This is a genomic window from Pseudoduganella sp. LjRoot289, assembly GCF_964252925.1.
Classification (GTDB): Bacteria; Pseudomonadota; Gammaproteobacteria; order Burkholderiales; family Burkholderiaceae_D; genus Rugamonas.
The window spans coordinates 1,272,478-1,290,021 of the sequence record NZ_CAXUPN020000001.1 but is presented as its reverse complement, the minus strand read 5'-3'; the positions used below and the strand labels follow the sequence as shown (position 1 = coordinate 1,290,021).

Annotated in this window: 15 protein-coding genes; 2 read left to right on the top strand and 13 right to left on the bottom strand. The window is 63.1% G+C overall.

The window, feature by feature from the left end:
* Positions 1-40: 40 nt before the first annotated feature.
* Complete coding sequence (locus tag ACSQ8Y_RS05605; RefSeq protein WP_436265467.1) at positions 41-1,210, bottom strand: fatty acid desaturase family protein; 1,170 nt, start codon at positions 1,208-1,210, stop codon at positions 41-43.
* Positions 1,211-1,226: 16 nt separating this feature from the next.
* Positions 1,227-2,267: a ferredoxin reductase gene (locus tag ACSQ8Y_RS05600; RefSeq protein ID WP_436265466.1), complete on the bottom strand. Its 1,041-nt coding sequence runs from the start codon at positions 2,265-2,267 to the stop codon at positions 1,227-1,229.
* A 162-nt stretch (positions 2,268-2,429) separates the two neighbouring features.
* Between ACSQ8Y_RS05600 and fabR the strand changes: the two genes are divergently transcribed.
* Positions 2,430-3,086, top strand: a complete 657-nt coding sequence (gene fabR, locus ACSQ8Y_RS05595) for an HTH-type transcriptional repressor FabR (protein ID WP_436265465.1) — start codon at positions 2,430-2,432, stop codon at positions 3,084-3,086.
* A 57-nt stretch (positions 3,087-3,143) separates the two neighbouring features.
* Here the strand turns inward: fabR and ACSQ8Y_RS05590 are convergent, their stop codons facing one another.
* A complete protein-coding gene (locus tag ACSQ8Y_RS05590; RefSeq protein WP_436265464.1) occupies positions 3,144-4,337 on the bottom strand; it encodes a Fic family protein in 1,194 nt (397 codons plus the stop codon).
* A 256-nt stretch (positions 4,338-4,593) separates the two neighbouring features.
* A complete protein-coding gene (locus ACSQ8Y_RS05585; RefSeq protein ID WP_436265463.1) occupies positions 4,594-5,760 on the bottom strand; it encodes a mandelate racemase/muconate lactonizing enzyme family protein in 1,167 nt (388 codons plus the stop codon).
* Between the two features lie 106 nt (positions 5,761-5,866).
* Between ACSQ8Y_RS05585 and ACSQ8Y_RS05580 the strand changes: the two genes are divergently transcribed.
* Positions 5,867-6,760 (top strand): LysR family transcriptional regulator, encoded by an 894-nt coding sequence (locus ACSQ8Y_RS05580; RefSeq protein ID WP_436265462.1) that lies wholly within the window; start codon positions 5,867-5,869, stop codon positions 6,758-6,760.
* A 58-nt stretch (positions 6,761-6,818) separates the two neighbouring features.
* On the opposite strand, the gene ACSQ8Y_RS05575 is transcribed toward ACSQ8Y_RS05580, so the two are convergent.
* From ACSQ8Y_RS05575 to ACSQ8Y_RS05535, 9 genes are all read right to left on the bottom strand, one after another.
* Positions 6,819-7,445, bottom strand: a complete 627-nt coding sequence (locus ACSQ8Y_RS05575) for a YbhB/YbcL family Raf kinase inhibitor-like protein (protein ID WP_436265461.1) — start codon at positions 7,443-7,445, stop codon at positions 6,819-6,821.
* A 74-nt stretch (positions 7,446-7,519) separates the two neighbouring features.
* Entirely contained in the window at positions 7,520-7,990 is a 471-nt protein-coding gene (locus ACSQ8Y_RS05570; protein ID WP_436265460.1) for a hypothetical protein, read from the bottom strand.
* Complete coding sequence (locus tag ACSQ8Y_RS05565; RefSeq protein ID WP_436265459.1) at positions 7,990-8,754, bottom strand: maleate cis-trans isomerase family protein; 765 nt, start codon at positions 8,752-8,754, stop codon at positions 7,990-7,992. Before ACSQ8Y_RS05565 ends, ACSQ8Y_RS05570 begins: the two co-directional genes overlap by 1 nt.
* A 47-nt stretch (positions 8,755-8,801) precedes the next feature.
* Positions 8,802-10,103, bottom strand: coding sequence for an MFS transporter (locus ACSQ8Y_RS05560; RefSeq protein WP_436265458.1), 1,302 nt, complete (start codon positions 10,101-10,103; stop codon positions 8,802-8,804).
* Between the two features lie 106 nt (positions 10,104-10,209).
* Complete coding sequence (locus ACSQ8Y_RS05555) at positions 10,210-11,091, bottom strand: LysR substrate-binding domain-containing protein (protein WP_436265457.1); 882 nt, start codon at positions 11,089-11,091, stop codon at positions 10,210-10,212.
* Positions 11,084-11,908: a helix-turn-helix transcriptional regulator gene (locus tag ACSQ8Y_RS05550; RefSeq protein ID WP_436265456.1), complete on the bottom strand. Its 825-nt coding sequence runs from the start codon at positions 11,906-11,908 to the stop codon at positions 11,084-11,086. The genes ACSQ8Y_RS05555 and ACSQ8Y_RS05550 overlap by 8 nt, the downstream gene beginning before the upstream one ends.
* Positions 11,909-12,002: 94 nt before the next feature.
* Entirely contained in the window at positions 12,003-16,238 is a 4,236-nt protein-coding gene (locus tag ACSQ8Y_RS05545) for an AMP-binding protein (protein WP_436265455.1), read from the bottom strand.
* 275 nt (positions 16,239-16,513) lie between these two features.
* Positions 16,514-17,059 (bottom strand): YbhB/YbcL family Raf kinase inhibitor-like protein, encoded by a 546-nt coding sequence (locus ACSQ8Y_RS05540; RefSeq protein WP_436265454.1) that lies wholly within the window; start codon positions 17,057-17,059, stop codon positions 16,514-16,516.
* Positions 17,060-17,181: 122 nt separating this feature from the next.
* Positions 17,182-17,529, bottom strand: coding sequence for a cupin domain-containing protein (locus tag ACSQ8Y_RS05535; protein ID WP_436269759.1), 348 nt, complete (start codon positions 17,527-17,529; stop codon positions 17,182-17,184).
* Between the last annotated feature and the right edge of the window lie 15 nt (positions 17,530-17,544).

Genomic DNA, 17,544 nt, shown 5'->3' with positions numbered 1-17,544 from the left:
AGCGTCTGCCCCCGAATGCGGCTCAGCTCGCCTAACGTGTTCAGGCCGACTGGACCGGCGTAGTGCGGGCCGGCCGCGCCGGCGGCGGGCCGTCCAGCAGCGGGCTGTAGCCGGGGAAGGTCATGCGCAGGATGCGCAGCACGGTGGTGCCGAACTGGCGCGTCAGCGAGCCGGTGTTGTAGGGCAGCTTGTACTGCGCGCACAAGGCGCGCACGCGCGGCGCCACCTCGGCGTAGCGGTTGCTCGGCATGTCGGGGAACAGGTGATGCTCGATCTGGTGGCTCAGGTTGCCGCTCATGATGTGGAACAGCTTGCCGCCGCTGATATTGCAGGAGCCCAGCAACTGCCGCACATACCAGTGCGCGCGCGTTTCGTTCTCCACTTCGGCCTTGGTGAACACGTGCACGTCCATCGGGAAGTGGCCGCAGAAGATGATCAGATAAGTCCACAGGTTGCGGATGATGTTGGCCACCGCGTTGGCGCCCGCCACGTAGAAGAAGAACGGGCCGGCCAGCAGCGGGAACAGCAGGTAGTCCTTGCGCGCCTGGCGCCAGATCTTGGCGCGCGTGCGCAGCCACATCGGGCGCAGCGTGGCCCACTTCATGCGGCCGCGCATCACGCGGCCCAGCTCCAGCTCCTGGATGGCGATGCCCCATTCGAAGAAGATCGCCAGCAGCAGCGCGTACAGCGGATTGCCCAGGTTGAAGGGCTTCCAGCGCTGGCCGGAGAACAGGCGCAGCAAGCCGTAGCCGCCCACGTCGGCGTCCTTGCCCAGCACATTGGTCCAGGTGTGGTGCTTGATGTTGTGCGCCTGCTTCCACTGGTCGGACGGACACACGTGGTCCCATTCCCAGCGGCCCGACTGGATATTCGGGTCGCGCAGCCAGTCCCACTGCGCGTGCAGCACGTTGTGGCCGATCTCCATGTTCTCCAGGATCTTGGCCGCGCCCAGCATCAACGTGCCGAGCGCCATCACGGGCCAGAAGGTCGACCATGCGGCCAGCGCGTGGCCCCATTGCGGCAGCAGCGCCAGGCTGGCGTAGATCGCCAGGCGGCCGCCGACCTCCAGTGCGCGGTGGATTTTCAGCAGGCGGTAGATGTAGCGCGCGTCGCGCTCGCCCCGGCTGGCCATGGTTTCGTTGCGTATCGCTTCGACTTCGCGGCCGAAATCGGCGATGTCGGCGGGCGTCAGATGGGATGGTATCGGCATGGTTTTCCTTTGTTCTTTACAACGCGAGTTCAACGTCGCCCACGGCGCTGCAGACGCAGACCTGGACCGTGTCGCCCGCTTCGGCGATCAGCGCGCCATTGCGCAGGTCGCGCACGCAGCCGCTCACCAGTTTGGTGTCGCAGCCGTGGCAGATGCCCATGCGGCAGCCGTGCGGCGGATTCAGTCCGGCTTCCTCGGCGATGCGCAGCAGGCTGCTCACACCGTCGGACGCCGCCTCCGTGCCGCTGCCGGCGAAGGTGACGCGGCCGGCGGTGGCTTCCGCCGTCGCCTGCGCGGCCAGCGGCGCGTGGAAGCGCTCCACGTGCAGCAGATGCGGCTGGCCGGCAGCCTGCCAGTGCGCCTCGACTGCTTCCAGCAGGCTGGCCGGTCCGCAGGCCCACACTTCGCGCTCGCGCCAGTCCGGGCAAGCAGATTCCAGCTGTTCGGCGCAGAAGCGCGCGTCGCCGGCCTGGGTGTAGTAGCGCAGCAGATGGTAATGCCGCTGGCTGGCCGCCAGCGCATCGAGTTCCTCGCCGAAGATCACTTCACCGGCCTGCGGCGCGTAGTGCATGTGGACCGTGTCCGGCACCACCTCGTACTCCTGCACGTAGTGGCGCAGCATGCTCATGACCGGCGTGATGCCGCTGCCGCCGGTGATGAACAGCGGCAGCACGGGGATGGACTCCGGCAGCACGAAGTCGCCCTGCGGTTCGCCCAGCGGCAGATAGTCGCCCGCCCTCACCTCGCGCACCAGCTGCTGCGACACGCGGCCGTCCGCGACCGCCTTCACGGTGACGCTGATGCAGCCGTCGGCGCGGCCCGGCGGCGAGGAAATCGAATAGGTGCGGGTATGGCGCTGGCCGGCGATGGGCACGCCCAGGCGCACGAACTGGCCGGCACGGTGGCTACGCCAGCCGGAACCGGGACGCAAGGTCAAGGTGCGGCTGTCCGGGGTCTCCTGGCGCACGCTCACCACCCGCGCCATCAGCGCGTGGCGGGTCCAGAGCGGGTTCACCAGCTCCAGGTAATGGGAATGGCGCAGAGGGTAGGCAAACATGTCCGCCAGGCGTGTCAAAGCTGTTCGTAGTGTCTTCATAGCTTCGATTGTGTACACTTGTACACATCAAGTCAATACGTAGCAGCCGAATTAGAGGCGATGCTCGCTAATGGCCTGGAGCAAGGCGTGTAAAATGGCCGCACACTTGTCCACACCGTTACCATGAGCGAACCCGAACAAACGCCGGAATCAGACCCGGCCCGCCCCGAGCGCAAGACCGGCACCCGCAAGGCCTTGCTGCAGGCGGCGTTGACGCTGGTGGGCGAAGGCCGCAGTTTCACCAGCCTGGGGCTGCGCGAAATCGCGCGCCAGGCGGATGTGGTGCCGAACGCCTTCTACCGGCACTTCCGCAACACGGACGAACTGGGGCTGGAGCTGGTGGAAGAAGTAGGCATCACGCTGCGCCGGCTGCTGCGCGAGGCGCGGCGGATCGACGTGTCGAAGGGATCGATACTGCGCCGCTCGGTGCGGGTATATCTCGATTATGTGAAGGCCAACCGGCTGCTGTTCCAGTTCATCTCCACCGAGCGCTCGGGCGGCAGCCGCATCCTGCGCCTGGCGATCCGCACCGACGTCACGCACTTCACCAACGAAATGGCGCAGGACATCCGCGCCCTGGGCCGGTTCGCGGACTTGCCGACGATGCGATTGCAAATGGTGTGCGGCCTGATCGTGATGACCATGCTGGCCGCCGCCACCGACATCCTCGACCTGCCGCCCGGCCAGCCCCTGCTGGAGAACGAAATGGAGGAGAACTTCGTGCTTCAGCTGCAGGTGATCCTGCTGGGCGGGGCGCATTGGCGGGAACAGGCGGGGTGACCGGGCGAGTTGGCGTATATTAGCAACAAGCCACGTCCCTCCACGGTGGAGCGGGTATTATTCCATGGGCTGGCTCACTTCGGGGTAGAGCGCTGGGAACAAGGTGTTGAGGGCGTCAAGCGGCAGCCCCATCCGGACCGGACCGACGCGGTGATCCGCCAGCAGCAGCCCATCCTGGAGTAGTTTCGCGATCAGTGTGCGCGCTGTCCGTTCGCCGAGCCCTGTCATTTGTGAGAACTCGCCGCGCGTCACGGGGCCCAATGCGAATACATGGAATAAGGGCAGGATCGCCTCGCGGCGGTACGCCTTGTCGGCGACGCCGCGTTGGATGATGAGTGCCTCGATGCGCTGACGCACGCCGTCCAGGTCCAGCATCTTCGTCATGTAGCCGACTTGGTCCTGGCAGATGGACAAAAAGTAATGGATCCATGCCGAGAATCCCTTTTCGCTGAGATTGCCCCTGCCGTCGTAGTCCCCTTGGCGTGCAGCGTCGGCCGCTTTCAGGGCCGCATAGTAGCGGGAAGTGTCGCGCGCGAAGCCCCTGCTTGGGGACCACAACCCTTCGGATAGCTTCCATAGGGCGCAGTGGGTTTGCAGCCGTGTGGCCCGGCCGTTTCCGTCCAAAAAAGGGTGAACCCAGGCGCCCCGATGGTGGGCGCAGGCGGCGGCAATCAACGTTTGCTCCCATCCACGGGCGGGCCCGTATTGCTGATCCATCCTGCTCAGGAACCTTGTCAGTGAGGCGGCGGTGGGGGCGACGTGGTCGCCGACAGCGTCATCCCTGGTTCTCAGCTGTCCGGGTACGATCTCAAGCCCGTCGTCGGACAGTCGATCTGCCGACGCCAGCCGTCCGTACATTTCGCGGTGGGCCTCAATCAAAAAATCGGACATCAACGGAGGCCGGTCGCCCATCGCAGCTTCCAGCGCCTGTTCGGCACCGATATGTGCAATCGCGATGCGCTGCAACCGCGCCTCGTCGGGCCGTTGGGAAAATTTATCTTCCAGCGCCTTGGCGATGTTGATGGGGTGCGTGCTCTGCCCTTCGATCCGGTTGCTGTAATAGGAATTCATCTGCCGTACCAGTTCCCGAATGGCTGTGCGCGTGGTCGAGTGGGCCTTTCCGGTGAGTTTTACCGAGGCTACGACGATGTTCTCGGCGATGGGATGCAACTCTGCCCACAGGCGGTCGCTCGGCAGAGTGGGCTCGAACTGATGAACTTCTGTGTACATTTTGCCGATCTCCTTGCCCATCAAAAGAACTCACAAGTATTTGATTATACTGGAAAGTTCAAGAATATTGGACCGAGTTCAAGGATTTTGTTGCCGATCTATTTTCCGGTAGAGACGATGACGCAGGTTCTGTCAAAACAGTGAAGTAGTCCGGGTATGCCGTCAAGCGAGGGGCAGATCCATTCGCGAATCGTTGGGACAAGAGGCCGAATCGATTGTGGGCAGCGGGTATTCAGTAGCGGCTGCAAGGATAGACATATTGCCGAGCTGCGGCGGCCTATTCCGCCAGCTTGACCATCTCGCGGTACAAGTCGGCCTTGCCTTCGAATCCGATGCCCGGCAGTTCGGGCAGCAGGATGTGGCCGTTGTCGACCTTGACGCCGTCCGGAAAGCCGCCGTAGGGCTGGAACAGGTCCGGGTACGATTCGTTGCCGCCCAGGCCCAGGCCGGCCGCGATATTCAGGGACATCTGGTGGCCGCCGTGCGGGATGCAGCGCTTGGGCGACCAGCCGTGTTCGCGCAGCATGTCCAGCGTGCGCAGGTATTCGACCAGGCCGTAGCTCAGCGCGCAGTCGAACTGCAGCCAGTCGCGGTCGGCGCGCATGCCGCCGTAGCGTATCAGGTTGCGCGCGTCCTGCATGGAGAACAGGTCCTCCCCGGTCGCCATGGGATTCTTGTAGTAGTTGCGCAGCGTGGCCTGCAGCTCGAAGTCGAGCGGGTCGCCCGGCTCTTCGTACCAGAACAGGTCGTATTGCGACAGCGCCTTGGCATACCGGATCGCGGTGTCGAGGTCGAAGCGGCCATTCGCATCGACTGCCAGCTTCTGGCCGTCCTGCAGCACGCTGAGGATGGAGTCGATGCGGCGCAGGTCCTCGTCCAGCGAGGCGCCGCCGATCTTTTTCTTCACCACCGTATAGCCACGGTCGATGTAGCTGCGCATCTCGTCTTTGAGCTTGTCGTGGTTCTGGCCCGGATAGTAATAGCCGCCCGCCGCGTAGACGAAGATGTTGCGGTCCGCCGTGCCGTTGCCGTACCGGTCCGCCAGCAACTGGAACAGCGGCTTGCCTTCGATCTTGGCCACCGCATCCCATACCGCCATGTCGATGGTGCCGATAGCCACCGAGCGTTCGCCGTGGCCGCCCGGCTTTTCGTTGGTGAACATGCAGTTCCAGATTTTGTGCGGGTCGAGGTTGGCGCCGCTGTCGTCGACCAGGCTTTGCGCGTCCGCTTCCAGCACGCGCGGGATGAAGCGCTCGCGCATCAGCTTGCCCTGCCCATAACGGCCGTTGGAATTGAAGCCATAGCCGATCACCGGCTTGCCATCGCGGATGACATCGGTCACCACGGCGACCAGGCTCAAGGTCATCTTGCTGAAGTCGATGTAGGCGTTGCGGATCGGGGAACTGATGGCGACGGTTTTTTCGCGGATTTCAACGATTTTCATGCGTATCTCCTATAGGGAAAAGGGCTGTGGTCAGTGCATGGAACACAGCTTACTCTTGAATCCATCGCCTATAATTAACCACAATTGAAACCATTCTTCACTTCAAATGAAAATTGAAACGGCACCGGACCTGGCGTTCTTCGTCCTGCTGGCCAAACTGGGCAATATGACAGCCACCGCGCGCGAGCTGGGCGTCACCCCGCCGGCCATCACCAAGCGCTTGAGTCTGATGGAACAGCGCCTCGGCGTGCGCCTCGTCAATCGCACCACGCGCCGCATCAGCCTCACCAACGAGGGCGAACTGTACCTGGCGCAGGCGGCGCAGATCCTGAACCAGATCCGCGACATGGAAGAGTCGGTATCGAGCGGCCGCGCCGCGCCGAAAGGCCTGCTGCGGGTCAACGGCACGCCGGGCTTCGGCCGCACCCACATCGCCCCCATCGTGTCGCGCTTTGCGCACGCCTATCCCGAGGTGGAAGTGGAACTGCACCTGACGGACCGGCCGATCAGCCTGGTGGAAGAAGCCTACGACCTGGCGATCCGCTTCGGCGAATTGCCGGACACCCGGCTGACCGCCCGCAAGCTGATGGCGAACCGGCGCTTCCTGTGCGCCTCGCCGGCGTATCTGAAAGCGGCGGGCGAGCCGCAGACGCCGGAGGAACTGCACCGCCACCGCTGCATCCTGCACCGCCAGAACGACGACGTCTACGGCACGTGGCGCCTGCTGAAAGGACGGTCGGTCGAACTGGTCAAAGTGCGCGGCGCGGTGTCGAGCAACGACGGCGACATCGTCCTGAACTGGGCGCTGGACGGGCACGGCATCGTGCAGCGGTCGGAATGGGACGCCGCGAAATATCTGGCCAGCGGCCGCCTGAGGGAGGTGATGCCCGGCTATACCCTGCCCCCGGCCGACTTATACCTGTATTACCTAAGCCGCAGCAACCTTCCGGCAAAAATGCGCGTATTCATCGATTTTCTGGCGGCGGAATTCAAAAGCTGAAATGGCGCCGGCACGCCGGCTTGAGGCCGGCGGCGGGCGCCAGGTGCGACGGGCCGGCTTAGCGCAGGCGCGGGTTCAGCGTGTAAGTGCCGGTGATGCTCGCCTCGGCAAGCACGTGGCCGGCCAGCGCGGCGCGCACGCTGGCGCCGTCCAGGGGGCCGTCGACCAACACTTTGGCCTGGTCGAGCGCATACACCGTGAAGATGTAGTGGTGCACCAGGGTGTCGTTCCACGGCGGGCACGGGCCGTCGTAGCCGAAGTAGCTGCCCATCATGTGCTCGTCGCCGGCAAACCAGTTCGTGTAGTCGTTGACGCCATGGCGCACGCCGGCAGGGCCGCCCGGGCCGGGTTTGCCGCGCGGCGTGACGCCGTTGCTGTGCTCTGCGGCGGCAATCTCGCGCTGGGCGGCTGGAATGTCCAGCACCAGCCAGTGGAAGAAGTCCACGCGCGGCAAGGTCGCCGGCACTTCCTTGCCTTCCTGGTTGACCGACTCGCCGCTGCTCGGCACGTCGGGGTCGTGGCACACCACGACGAAAGACTGGGTACCGGCCGGCACGTCGCTCCACGCCAGGTGCGGGTTGCGGTTGCTGGACAAGGCGATGTGGTTGATGGGGTCGATGACCGCGAAGGCGAATTCGCCTGGAATCGCTGCGCCGTTGTCAAAGCTCTGGCTGAAAAGTTTCATGCTTGTTATTCCTTTATTTGCTGTTGATGGAAAAGTGGATTGTTCTATGGTGATCCCGAATAACCGCCGATTTGTCATTCCCGCGCAGGGCTCGGTGCTGCGCGGCGGTCCGCCGATGCGGAACGACAGGTATGTCGAGATACCCCTATATAGTTGGCGATGTGGGCGGCCGCGTCCTGGTAGAAGCGCTGGATCTGGCCCCTCGTCAGCTCCATGGCCGGCGCCGGGAAATGGCCCGTGTGGGCGATCGCGATGCCATGCTTCTCCCCCGCCGCGACGTCGATGGAAGCGTTGCGGGGGCCGGTGGAGACGATGAACTTCAGCCGGGGCAGGCGCGCCAGCAAGGCCGCCGTCATCGGCGTGCGCTCGCGCATGACGCAGATGACGTCGAAAGGCGCCAGCCGCTCCGCCACCGCGTCTTCATCCGCAAGATGGTCGTGGAACGCCGTGACCTTGGCGCGGCTTTGCACCGCCGACCAGTCGGCGAGGCTCAGCGCCACGCCCTGGTAGTCGTCCAGGATGGCGACGTTGACGGTAGCCGGCACTAGCGCAGCGCCTGGAGTTTGCCGGACAACACATAGCCCGCGTCCGGCACCACGGGTTTCAGGTCCAGTTTCTTCAGCATCTGGTACACGGTGGCCACCGCCGCCGACAGCACCGGCTTGCCGATGCGGTCCTCCACCAGCTGGATCGCGGGCAGCGACGGCATCTGTACACAAGCCGACAGCACGACGGCGTCGGCGTTCGAGTGGTCCAGGCGCTCCACGTGCTTCAGCAGATCCATCGGGTCAAGCTTGCCGACCGCCAGGTTGTCCGACACTTCCAGGCTGATCGAATCGGTGACCCAGATACCGGCGTCTTCGATATAGTCGACCACCAGCTGCGTCAGCGGTTTCATATACGGCGTGATGATGGCGACCTTCTTCAGGCCGAGTTCGTTCAGCACGTCGACCAGCGCGCCGGCCGAGCTGACCAGCGGCGTCGGCGCGTGGTTGTCCGCGACGGTCGCCGACAGGCGGCGTTCCGACTCCAGGTGGTAGCCCAGGCCCTGGCTCATGATGGCGACCAGGCAGGCATAGCCCATCACATCGCAGCGCGCGTCGCTCAGTTCCAGCGCGCAGCGGTCGCTCTCGACGTCCATCTTCTTCAGCGCTTCCGGCGTCACATGCATCATGCGCATGCGCGCCGAGTGGAAGGTGAAGCGCTCATTGGGAAACTGCCGGTAGCGCGCCTGGAACATGGCCGGGATTTCGGTTTCCATGGTCGTGTTCGAACTGGGAACGATCTGGCCGATACGGTAAGTACGCATAAAACACCTTGTAAAGTATGGAGGTCAATTGGACTCGGTTACCGGACTCAATTACCGCTGCTCAGGACGGCGCCCTTGGTTTCGCGCAGGGCGAACACCATCGCGGCGGCCAGCAGGTAGGACACGGAGGCCAGCGTGATCGTCAGCGTGAAACCGATCACCGGTATCAGCAAGGGCACCAGCTTGATGCCGGCGATGGCGCCGACGCGGCCGAAATTGAAGCAGAAGCCGGACGCGGTCGAGCGTATGCTGGTCGGGAACAGTTCCGAGTACCAGGCGCCGAAGCCGCTGAAATAGCCGGTGAAGAAACCGAGCAAGGCGGACAGCACGCCCAGCACGACGATGTTCTGCAGCGTGAAGGCCAGCTTGCCGTCGGTCAGCGGCATATTGCTGGCGCTGAAGGTGAACACCGGCACCATGACGGCCATGCCCAGGAAGAAGATCGCGAACGCATAGCGGCGGCCGATCTTCTCGGCCAGGTAGCCGTAGCCGATATAGCCGGCGATCGCGCCCAGCGCGTTCCACACCAGGAACACCGGCGCCTGGTCGATGCGCACCTTCAGGATGCTTTGCAGGAAGGCCGGCGTGAACGTCAGGATGATCCAGTAGCCCAGCATGCCCAGCGTCGAAATGGTCAGGGCGAGGAACACCGCACGGCGGTGCTGCGGGCGGAAGATTTCAAACGGGCTGTGCTTGCCTTTGTTCAGCTGCATATAGCCGCGATTGGCGAGCCATACCGGCGATTCGTCGACGAAGAAGAACACGAACAGCAGCGTCAGGTAGGCCGGCAGGCTGGCGTAGATGAACAGGGTGCGCCACGCCTCCGGATCGGATGGATTGAGCACGTTCCAGGCCAGCACGGCGGCCAGCAGGTTGCCGCCCGACCAGCCGGTCTGCATGAAGGCGATCGCCTTGGCGCGCCCTTCCGGCTTCCACACTTCGCTCACCAGCGCGGCGGCGGCCGACCACAGGCCGCCGACGGCGAAACCGACGATGAAGCGGCACGCATTGAGTTCCGCCAGGCTGCTGGCGTAGCCGCACAGCAGCGTGCCGGTGCCGTAGGCCAGCACGGACAACAGGATCGTTTTCTTGCGGCCGATGCGGTCCGAGATATTGCCCAGCGTATAGCCGCCCAGGCCGGTGGCCAGCAGGAACCAGGCCACGGTCGAGACCACATCGCCCAGGCTGACCGCGAAGCTGGCGGCGATCGCCAGCATGACGAAGCCGAAAATACCCGCGTCCATGGCATCGAACAGCCAGGCGACCCAGGAACCGGCGAGCGTCAGATATTGCCGTTGAATCGACGGCGGGGGCGCGACTGCGCCCATGCTGATATTGGCGTTTTGCATATTGATCTCCCTCGTGGTTATTATGGAGAGCATGATGTACCGGGAAGGATATCCGGTAAAGAATTAATCTGCGTTCATGCCATCGCGTTTCGCGATGGCGGGAAAATCACGCCGCCGCCTGCAAATGGTCGAATAAGAGTTTCGCCGCGACCGACAGCCCTGCGTAGGAACGGACGCAGATATCCAGGCGCCGGTGCGCCCACACATCTTCCAAATCTATTTTCTGGATGGACAGGCCGCTATAGGTGCGCAAACTGGCTTTGGGAAGAATGGATATTCCCAGCCCGGCCTCGACCATCAGGCATTGCGCATCATAGCCAAACACCTGTATGCTCAATTTCAGCGTGCGCCCCAATTTACTGGCCGCCTCGGCCATTTGGAAATTAAGGCTGCTGCCCACGTGCAAACCGACATAATCGAAATCGAGCGTATCGGCGAAAGAAACCGACTGGCGGCCGGCAAGTGCGTGATGCTGCGGAACGATCAAGACCAGTTCGTCCGTCTTGTAGGGATAGACTTCCAGATCGTCGCCGTGCGGCACGTCGGTGAAGATGCCGATATCCGCGCCATTTTCCGCGACGCTGCGTATGATGGCCGTGCTGACCATTTCCTCCAGGTTCACCTGGACCTGGGGATATTTGTCTTTGAAGGATTTCAATGCCTGCGGCATGAACTGCGTCATGACCGAAATATTCGCCAGCACCCGCACCGAACCCCGTGCGCCGGTCGCGTAATCCTGCATGTGCAGGACGATGTTGTCGAGCTCGTGCAGCACGCCGCGCGCCATGTTGATCAGCGCAAAACCGGCAGCCGTGGCTGTTATGCCCTTGTTGCTGCGGATGAGCAGCTGCGTGCTGAGCCTGGCCTCCAGCTCGCTGACGCGTTTGCTGACGGCGGCCGCCGCGATATGGTGGCGCGCCGCCGCGGCGGCTATCGTTCCCGCCTCGATGACGCTGACGAACAGTTTCAGTGATAAGGGATCAATCATGCATTCGTGTTTTTCTAAGTTCGCTCGGTGTCAGCCCGAACAGTTTTTTGAATTTATCGGTAAACCGCGATTGGGAAATATACCCGCAACGCTCCGCAATGCGTCCTATCGGCTCCATGGTCGTTTGCACCAAGTGGAGCCCATGGCCCAGCCTGGTTCTATTGACGATGGCGTTGATGTCGGTTCCTTCGGCCTTCAATTTCCGCCGGAAAGTCGATTCGCTCAAAGCCAGCTTCGAAGTCAAACGTTCCACACCCCAATCGCCCGCAATATCGCTGCTGATGAGATCATGCACCTGGTGGCTGAGGCTGGGATGTTCCGCAATGGCGCTCACATCCTCATGACCCAGCTGGAAAATTATCTGGAGAAGTTCTTTCCTTCGGAAATGCCACGCCTCCGGGTGGGCATAAGTCGACCATTCCATATACTGCTGCAGCGTTTTTGCCAAAACATAAGCAATCTCGCCCTGCACATATTTTTTCGCGCTGTTTCTTCTATTCTTGAACTGGTCAAAGTCCGAGTGGTCGAACTCCACCAGTACAGCAAAATATTCCTCATCGTCCGGTATATTTCTCATATCAATAGTCGGGCTATTGGATAAAAACACAAAGCCGCCCGACGGGCATACTATTTCACTGTCCCGTCCCAGCTGCTTGACGCCGGCGAGCACAAATATCAGCAAGGGCCTGATGACGGGCGCATTTAAAATATGCTGCTCCGTGATGGATGAATACACTGAAAACGGCAGCTGTTTCTCTTCATTCAGAGTCTTCTTTGCTGCTTCGATCAATTCCTGCATGTAGACATCGGTTTTCATATGGCACCCTTAAAATATATTTGCCATTTTACCAAGTTTCCATACGAACATAAAGAGCGGCAGGGCGAGCCAAGGCGCACCCTGCCGCGCCGGATCAAGCTGTTTGCAGCTCCCCGGCTTGCTGCTGCGCCTCGCTCCTGGCCACGTCCACGATGGAGGCAATCTCGCGGATGTCCCGCGCGGCCATGATGTCCGACACCGACAAACCGACCTTGCGCACCGGCGTGGAGAACTCCATTTCGAGCGCGTGCGTGAACTGGACGATGCCCAGCGACGCCAGGCCGCACTCCACCAGGTTCCATTCCGGTTCCGCGTCCATGCCCGTCATGCGCTGGACGATGTACAGGATCTCGCTCATCGAGTCCTTTTCGGACTGGGGCTGGCTGCTTCCGCCCTTGAAGAAATTGACCGCGAAGGCGTAGCCGCGCCGGATCACCGGATCGAGCGGTTCCACCATCTTGGTGAAGAGCACGGTCAGTCCGACCAGATAGAAGTACTCATACCATTCCACCGGTACCGGCTGCGGGCTGAACCAGTAGAAGGCCTTGCGGTAGCTCCACCAGTTCCACCACTCGCCATGGCGGGTGAGCGCGTAGTACCACTGGCCTATCATCTGCTGGAACAGGAAGCAGCCGTAGGCGGCCGGCGCGATGGTCTGCGACAGCGGCGTGAAGCGCAAGACCCTGGCGGTCACGCCGTGGCCCGTGCTCAGCGCGAAGATCCAGAGCAGGGTAATCGGCGCGAACATGCGCGAGTAGACGTCGTCCCAGATGCGGTTCACCGCCGATGGGTCCATGAAGGAGTTCGCGGCCTCGGGGCGCATGAAGAACTTGCTGGTCAAGTCGTCGTGCGGAATGTAGCCCTGCGCGACGTGCGCGACGCTGACCGCGATGATGAACAGCGTGATCGCGTCCGCCACATAGCCCCACAGGTGGGCGCGGCGCTGTTCGGCAGGACGCACGGCGTCGTACAGGAAGGCGGCGCACATGCCGGCAACGAAATACAGTATCCAGAACGGCGCGAACAGGTAGAAGCCGAGGATGCCGGCATTGTGCTTGCCTGCCATGTCGATCTGCGCGGCGGAAGACGGGACCGCGTGGCCGGCCGCGTCGAATTGCACGAAGCCGGTCGCATCGACCGCGTAGCCATACCAGAACGCCGCCAGGATCAGCACATTGACCACCAGGCCCAGCACCGTCAGCACCAGCAGGCGCTTCGTGTTGCCGCGATGCTTGTGGAGGGCGTTGTACAGAAAGGGGAACACGACCAGGCACTGGAAGTACACCGAAATAAACCACAGGTAGAAGCCCATGAACCAGGACGCGCCCCACAGCGGCGTGGCCTGTAGTCCAGTGACGTGTATGCCCACCGTCAGCAGCAGGTTCCCCAGCCAGGAGTCATGCAGGAAAGGCGTGCCCTCGCAGAACAAGTGGCCCGCGTCGCCCGGCTGGGCGTTCCAGTGGAAGACGGAGGAGAACGTGGAAGGCTGGCAGTCCACCAGCAAATTGCCCAGCCCCAGCAACAGCGCCAGCGCATACAAGGGATACATGCCGGATATCCGGCCGGTGACGAATGACAGCTTGCGGGTGATCACCGGCGGCATGAAGACAACCAGCGAGAAGCCCGCCAGCGCGAAGAACGCATGGATGTGCCAGGGGAACTGGCGCAGGTTCGATACGGCCCCCCAGGACTCGGTCGAGCCGAAATGCATGAACATCACATAGCACGCGAGCACAAAGCGCAGGCCGGCCAGCGTGGACCAGTCAACTTTGGGCGCATCCTGGCGCCCGGCCGGCAGCACCGGCGCTTGGGCCTGCGGCTGGGACCTGGCAGCGGCGCCCGCCCCCATTTGCAACACTTCGGCAAGTCCATTGCGGATGTACTTGCGGCTGGCCGTCTTCGGCAGTTCGTCGTCCGTCACGAGTTTCAAAAAGGTCGGGAATTTATAGGCCGCCAGGCCCATCTCGCGCAGGAAATCCCGCATCTCCTTGACCGCGTCGCGCTGGCTGACCTGCTTGGCATAAGACGATTCCAGCACCAGCGCACAGCCGACTTCTTCGCCATAGATGTCCGATGGAACGGGGAAGCATACCGCCGTGTTGACCCAGGGGTGCTGCGTCAGGATGTCTTCCACTTCGGCGGGGGCGATCTGCTCGCCTCCGCGCTTGATGAGTTCCTTGAGCCGGCCGCGCAGCGTGAGCGTGCCGTCCGGCGCCAGTTCGCCCAGGTCGCCGGTCAGGAACCAGGTGTCGAGCCGACCGTCGCGGTGCGACGGCAGCAGGAAGCGCGACTGCTCGTTGGCGGCCGGGTTGTCCATGTAGCCGGCGAACACGGTCGGTCCGGAAATGGCCACGTCGCCCGCCACGCCGAACGGCAGCGGGCGCAGCGTGGCAGGGTCGACCACCGCCATGGAGACGGTGACGGGCACGCCCACCGCGCCCGGCTGCTGATACCAGCCCGCCCCGCTGCGCGGCGGCTGGGAGATCGGCATCTGCTCGGACATGCTGTAGGTGGCCACCACTTCGCAGCCGTACGTCGTCTCCAGCACCGCGCGGTCCGCTTCCTTCAGCGCGGCTGCACCGGAACGTATCATGCGCAGGCCGTGCTCGCGCCACCGGCCGTGCTGGTCGAGGTAGGTGTCCGCCTTGTCGCGCAGATAGCGCACGGTGGCGTTGTGGATGGTCGGCACGGCGGAGTACCACGTCGGCCGGGGGTGGGAATCCATCAGCGCTTCCACCATCGCCTGCGGATTGTAGGCGCCGTCGCAGGTGACCGACGCGCCCACCGCGATGCTGCACAGGACGGAAGCGCTGAGCCCGCCGATGTGATCGAGCGGCATGACGCTGTAGGTGACATCGCTGGCGCTTATGCCGACACCGTCGGCGAGGATGGCGGCATTGAATACCAGGTCGCGCTGGGTTTGCGGCACGACCTTGGGCCTGGAAGTCGTGCCCGAGGTGCGCAGCAGCAGGCAGTTGGCGTCCGCAGGATTGACCAGGGCCGGCTGGTTCTGGAAGCCGTGCGCCGGGTTCAAATACCTGAACAAGCCCGGCGTCGGCACGTCGGCATGCACCGCATAGTGCAGGCGCGCCTTGCCCTGCTTCGCGTAGCTGTCGAACGCGGCGCTCACACCCGGGGCGGCGACGGCTTCGAACAGCACCATGTGCTTCACGCCATACTGCTCCAGCGCCATCAGGGCGTCGGCCTCGCTCATGTTGGGGCCGAACGGCACGGCGCAGGTCTGGGATGCGATCGACAGGAAGGCGGCCGCCGCGGCCGCACTGCCGCCGGCCGGCGCCAGGTAGGCAACCACCTCGCCCGCCTGCACGCCGAGGCGGCGCAGGTCGCCGTCGCCGCCCGGCTGGCAGAACGCCAGCATCTGGCCATAGGTGGTCGTCACGCCGGCGTCGCGCTCGCGCGCCAGGCGCAGCAAGGGCGCGCTGGAAGGCTGGGCGGCCAGCATGCCGATGATGGTATCGCACAGTCCTTCCGTCTCGAGCTTCACGGCAGTCAGCTGCACGTCGCTGGCCACCGAACGCGAGCTGAAATCACTGGACTTCATCCATTCCAGTTCACGGCGTGGCGCGGATGGCTGCGCGATGAAGCACTGCCGTATCCGGGCGCACAATTCGGCGTCGTTGCGGTGGAGCCGGTTGATTTCATGGCCATCGTCCAGGTAAAGGACGCTGGTGTTGGCCGAATTGAGCGCAAGCGCGAGCGACTCGGACCATGGCTTGAAGCCGTCCCTGCGTCCGATCAGATGGATGCTGTGCATCTCGGGATTGCTCGCCGGCGCAGGGCCCAATCCGGCCCTGGTGCGCAGCTCGGACAAGGAAAAGGGCGCGGCCGCGCAGGCGATGACGGCGGAACGGAACGGCGCTGCGCCGTGCAGCACAGGCGAAACGGCGCCCCCCATGCGCTGTTGCAGGGCCGAGAGCAGGGCTTCGTCCCCTGCCAAGCCGTTGACGAGGGTGGCAATCACGCCGCCCTGGCTGAAACCGAAAACGCCGTCGAACGGGCCTTCGGCCTCCAGGATCGCGGTCACCTTGCGGATCGCGCCGCAGATGGCATCGAGCAGGACGCCCTGCTCCAGCATGCCATCGGCGGTGTCGCGCGGCAGCCATGAATGCCATGGGCCGGAAACCAGGCCTTCCAGGCCCGGACCCGGCTCGTCGACGGCGATGGGGCCGGTGGCCCAGACCACCTCGTACTCGGCGTCCGTGATGCCGAGATTGTCCAGTTGCATCCTGGTGACAGCGCTATTGCTGCCGCTGCCGTGTAGCGCCAATAGTCTTACCTTGGCGCTGCGTTTTTCTACTAGTAGGTTCAATTGCTTTTCCTCTTAACTGACGCTACGCACTCCCCCCTCCCCCCGCAGGCAGGAAAGGGGACGCGGAAAATCGCCGCGTGCGTGTTTTCAAATGTAGGTTCTATTCTGCGCTGCAGCTTTAGGGCAATTGCTTTGCCTTCTAATAGGTAAGCATTACTAGCAATCAGATGGTGTGCCGTGGGGCGAAGGAATGCGGACCGGGGTCCGCTACTGTACGCTGGTACAGCGGGGATTCCGGGCGCGGCCACGGGCAGCGGCGGTCCGGAAGACGGGGTTTAGTCTCGCTTGTACGTTGCTTCTATGGTGCTCGAAGCAAGCGCGTTGGCGCGCACCATGTAGCCGGTCAGGGCGCCGGAGGCTTCCTTGGGCAGATCCAGCTTTTTGGACAAGGCGTAAACGGTGAACTGGTAGCGGTGCACGCCGTGGCCTTTCGGCGGGCAAGCGCCGCCGAAGCCCGTGACGCCGTAGTCGTTCTTGATGTCGAGGCTGCCGGATGGCGTGGCGTTCCTGGCCGGATCGCCGGCGCCCGCTGCCAGGGAGGTGACGTCTTTCGAGATATTGACGATTTGCCAGTGCCACCAGCCGCTGCCGGTCGGCGCGTCCGGATCGTAGGCCAGTACGGCAAACGCTTCGGTTCCTGCGGGAGCGCCGCTCCACGACAGTTGCGGGGACAAATTGCCGCCGCCGCAGCCGAATCCCTGGAATTCCTGAGCGTTGCTCATGGATTTGCCCTGCGCGATATCGGTGCTGGTCAGCTTGAAGGTGTCGGCCAGCGCGGAAGCGGATACGAGTGCGGCGAAAGGCAGGGCCAATTTGATCATTGAGTAGTGCATAAGAGCAAGTCCGGTGAGTTAGGAAAAATGCATCATAAGGCTTTCGAACTCAATGCGTTAGTCCAAAAACCGTCAACTTTTATCCTTAAGCACCGGACTTGCGGCAGGCGCTACTCGGCCGGAATCAGCACCGGTTTGTTCTTCTCCTTCAGCAGGAAGACGACGAACCTGGCGGGCTTGGTCTTGCTGGCGTTGCGGCCCACCGTGTGCAGGTCGGCCGGCCCCTCATAAAACGTGTCGCCCGGCTTCAGCGTGACTTCCTTGCCGCCCTTCACGCCCATGATGATGGAGCCTTCCAGCACGTAGACGAAACCATGCGCATCGTGCCGGTGCACCGGGTCTTCGCCGCCGGGCGCGTAGTCCACGGTAATCATCAGCACTTCCTTTCCGGGCGACTCGGGAATATCCTTGTTGATGAGCGGCTTGAAGGACACGCCGCCGGATGCGGCCAAGGCCATGCCTGGACTCAGGCC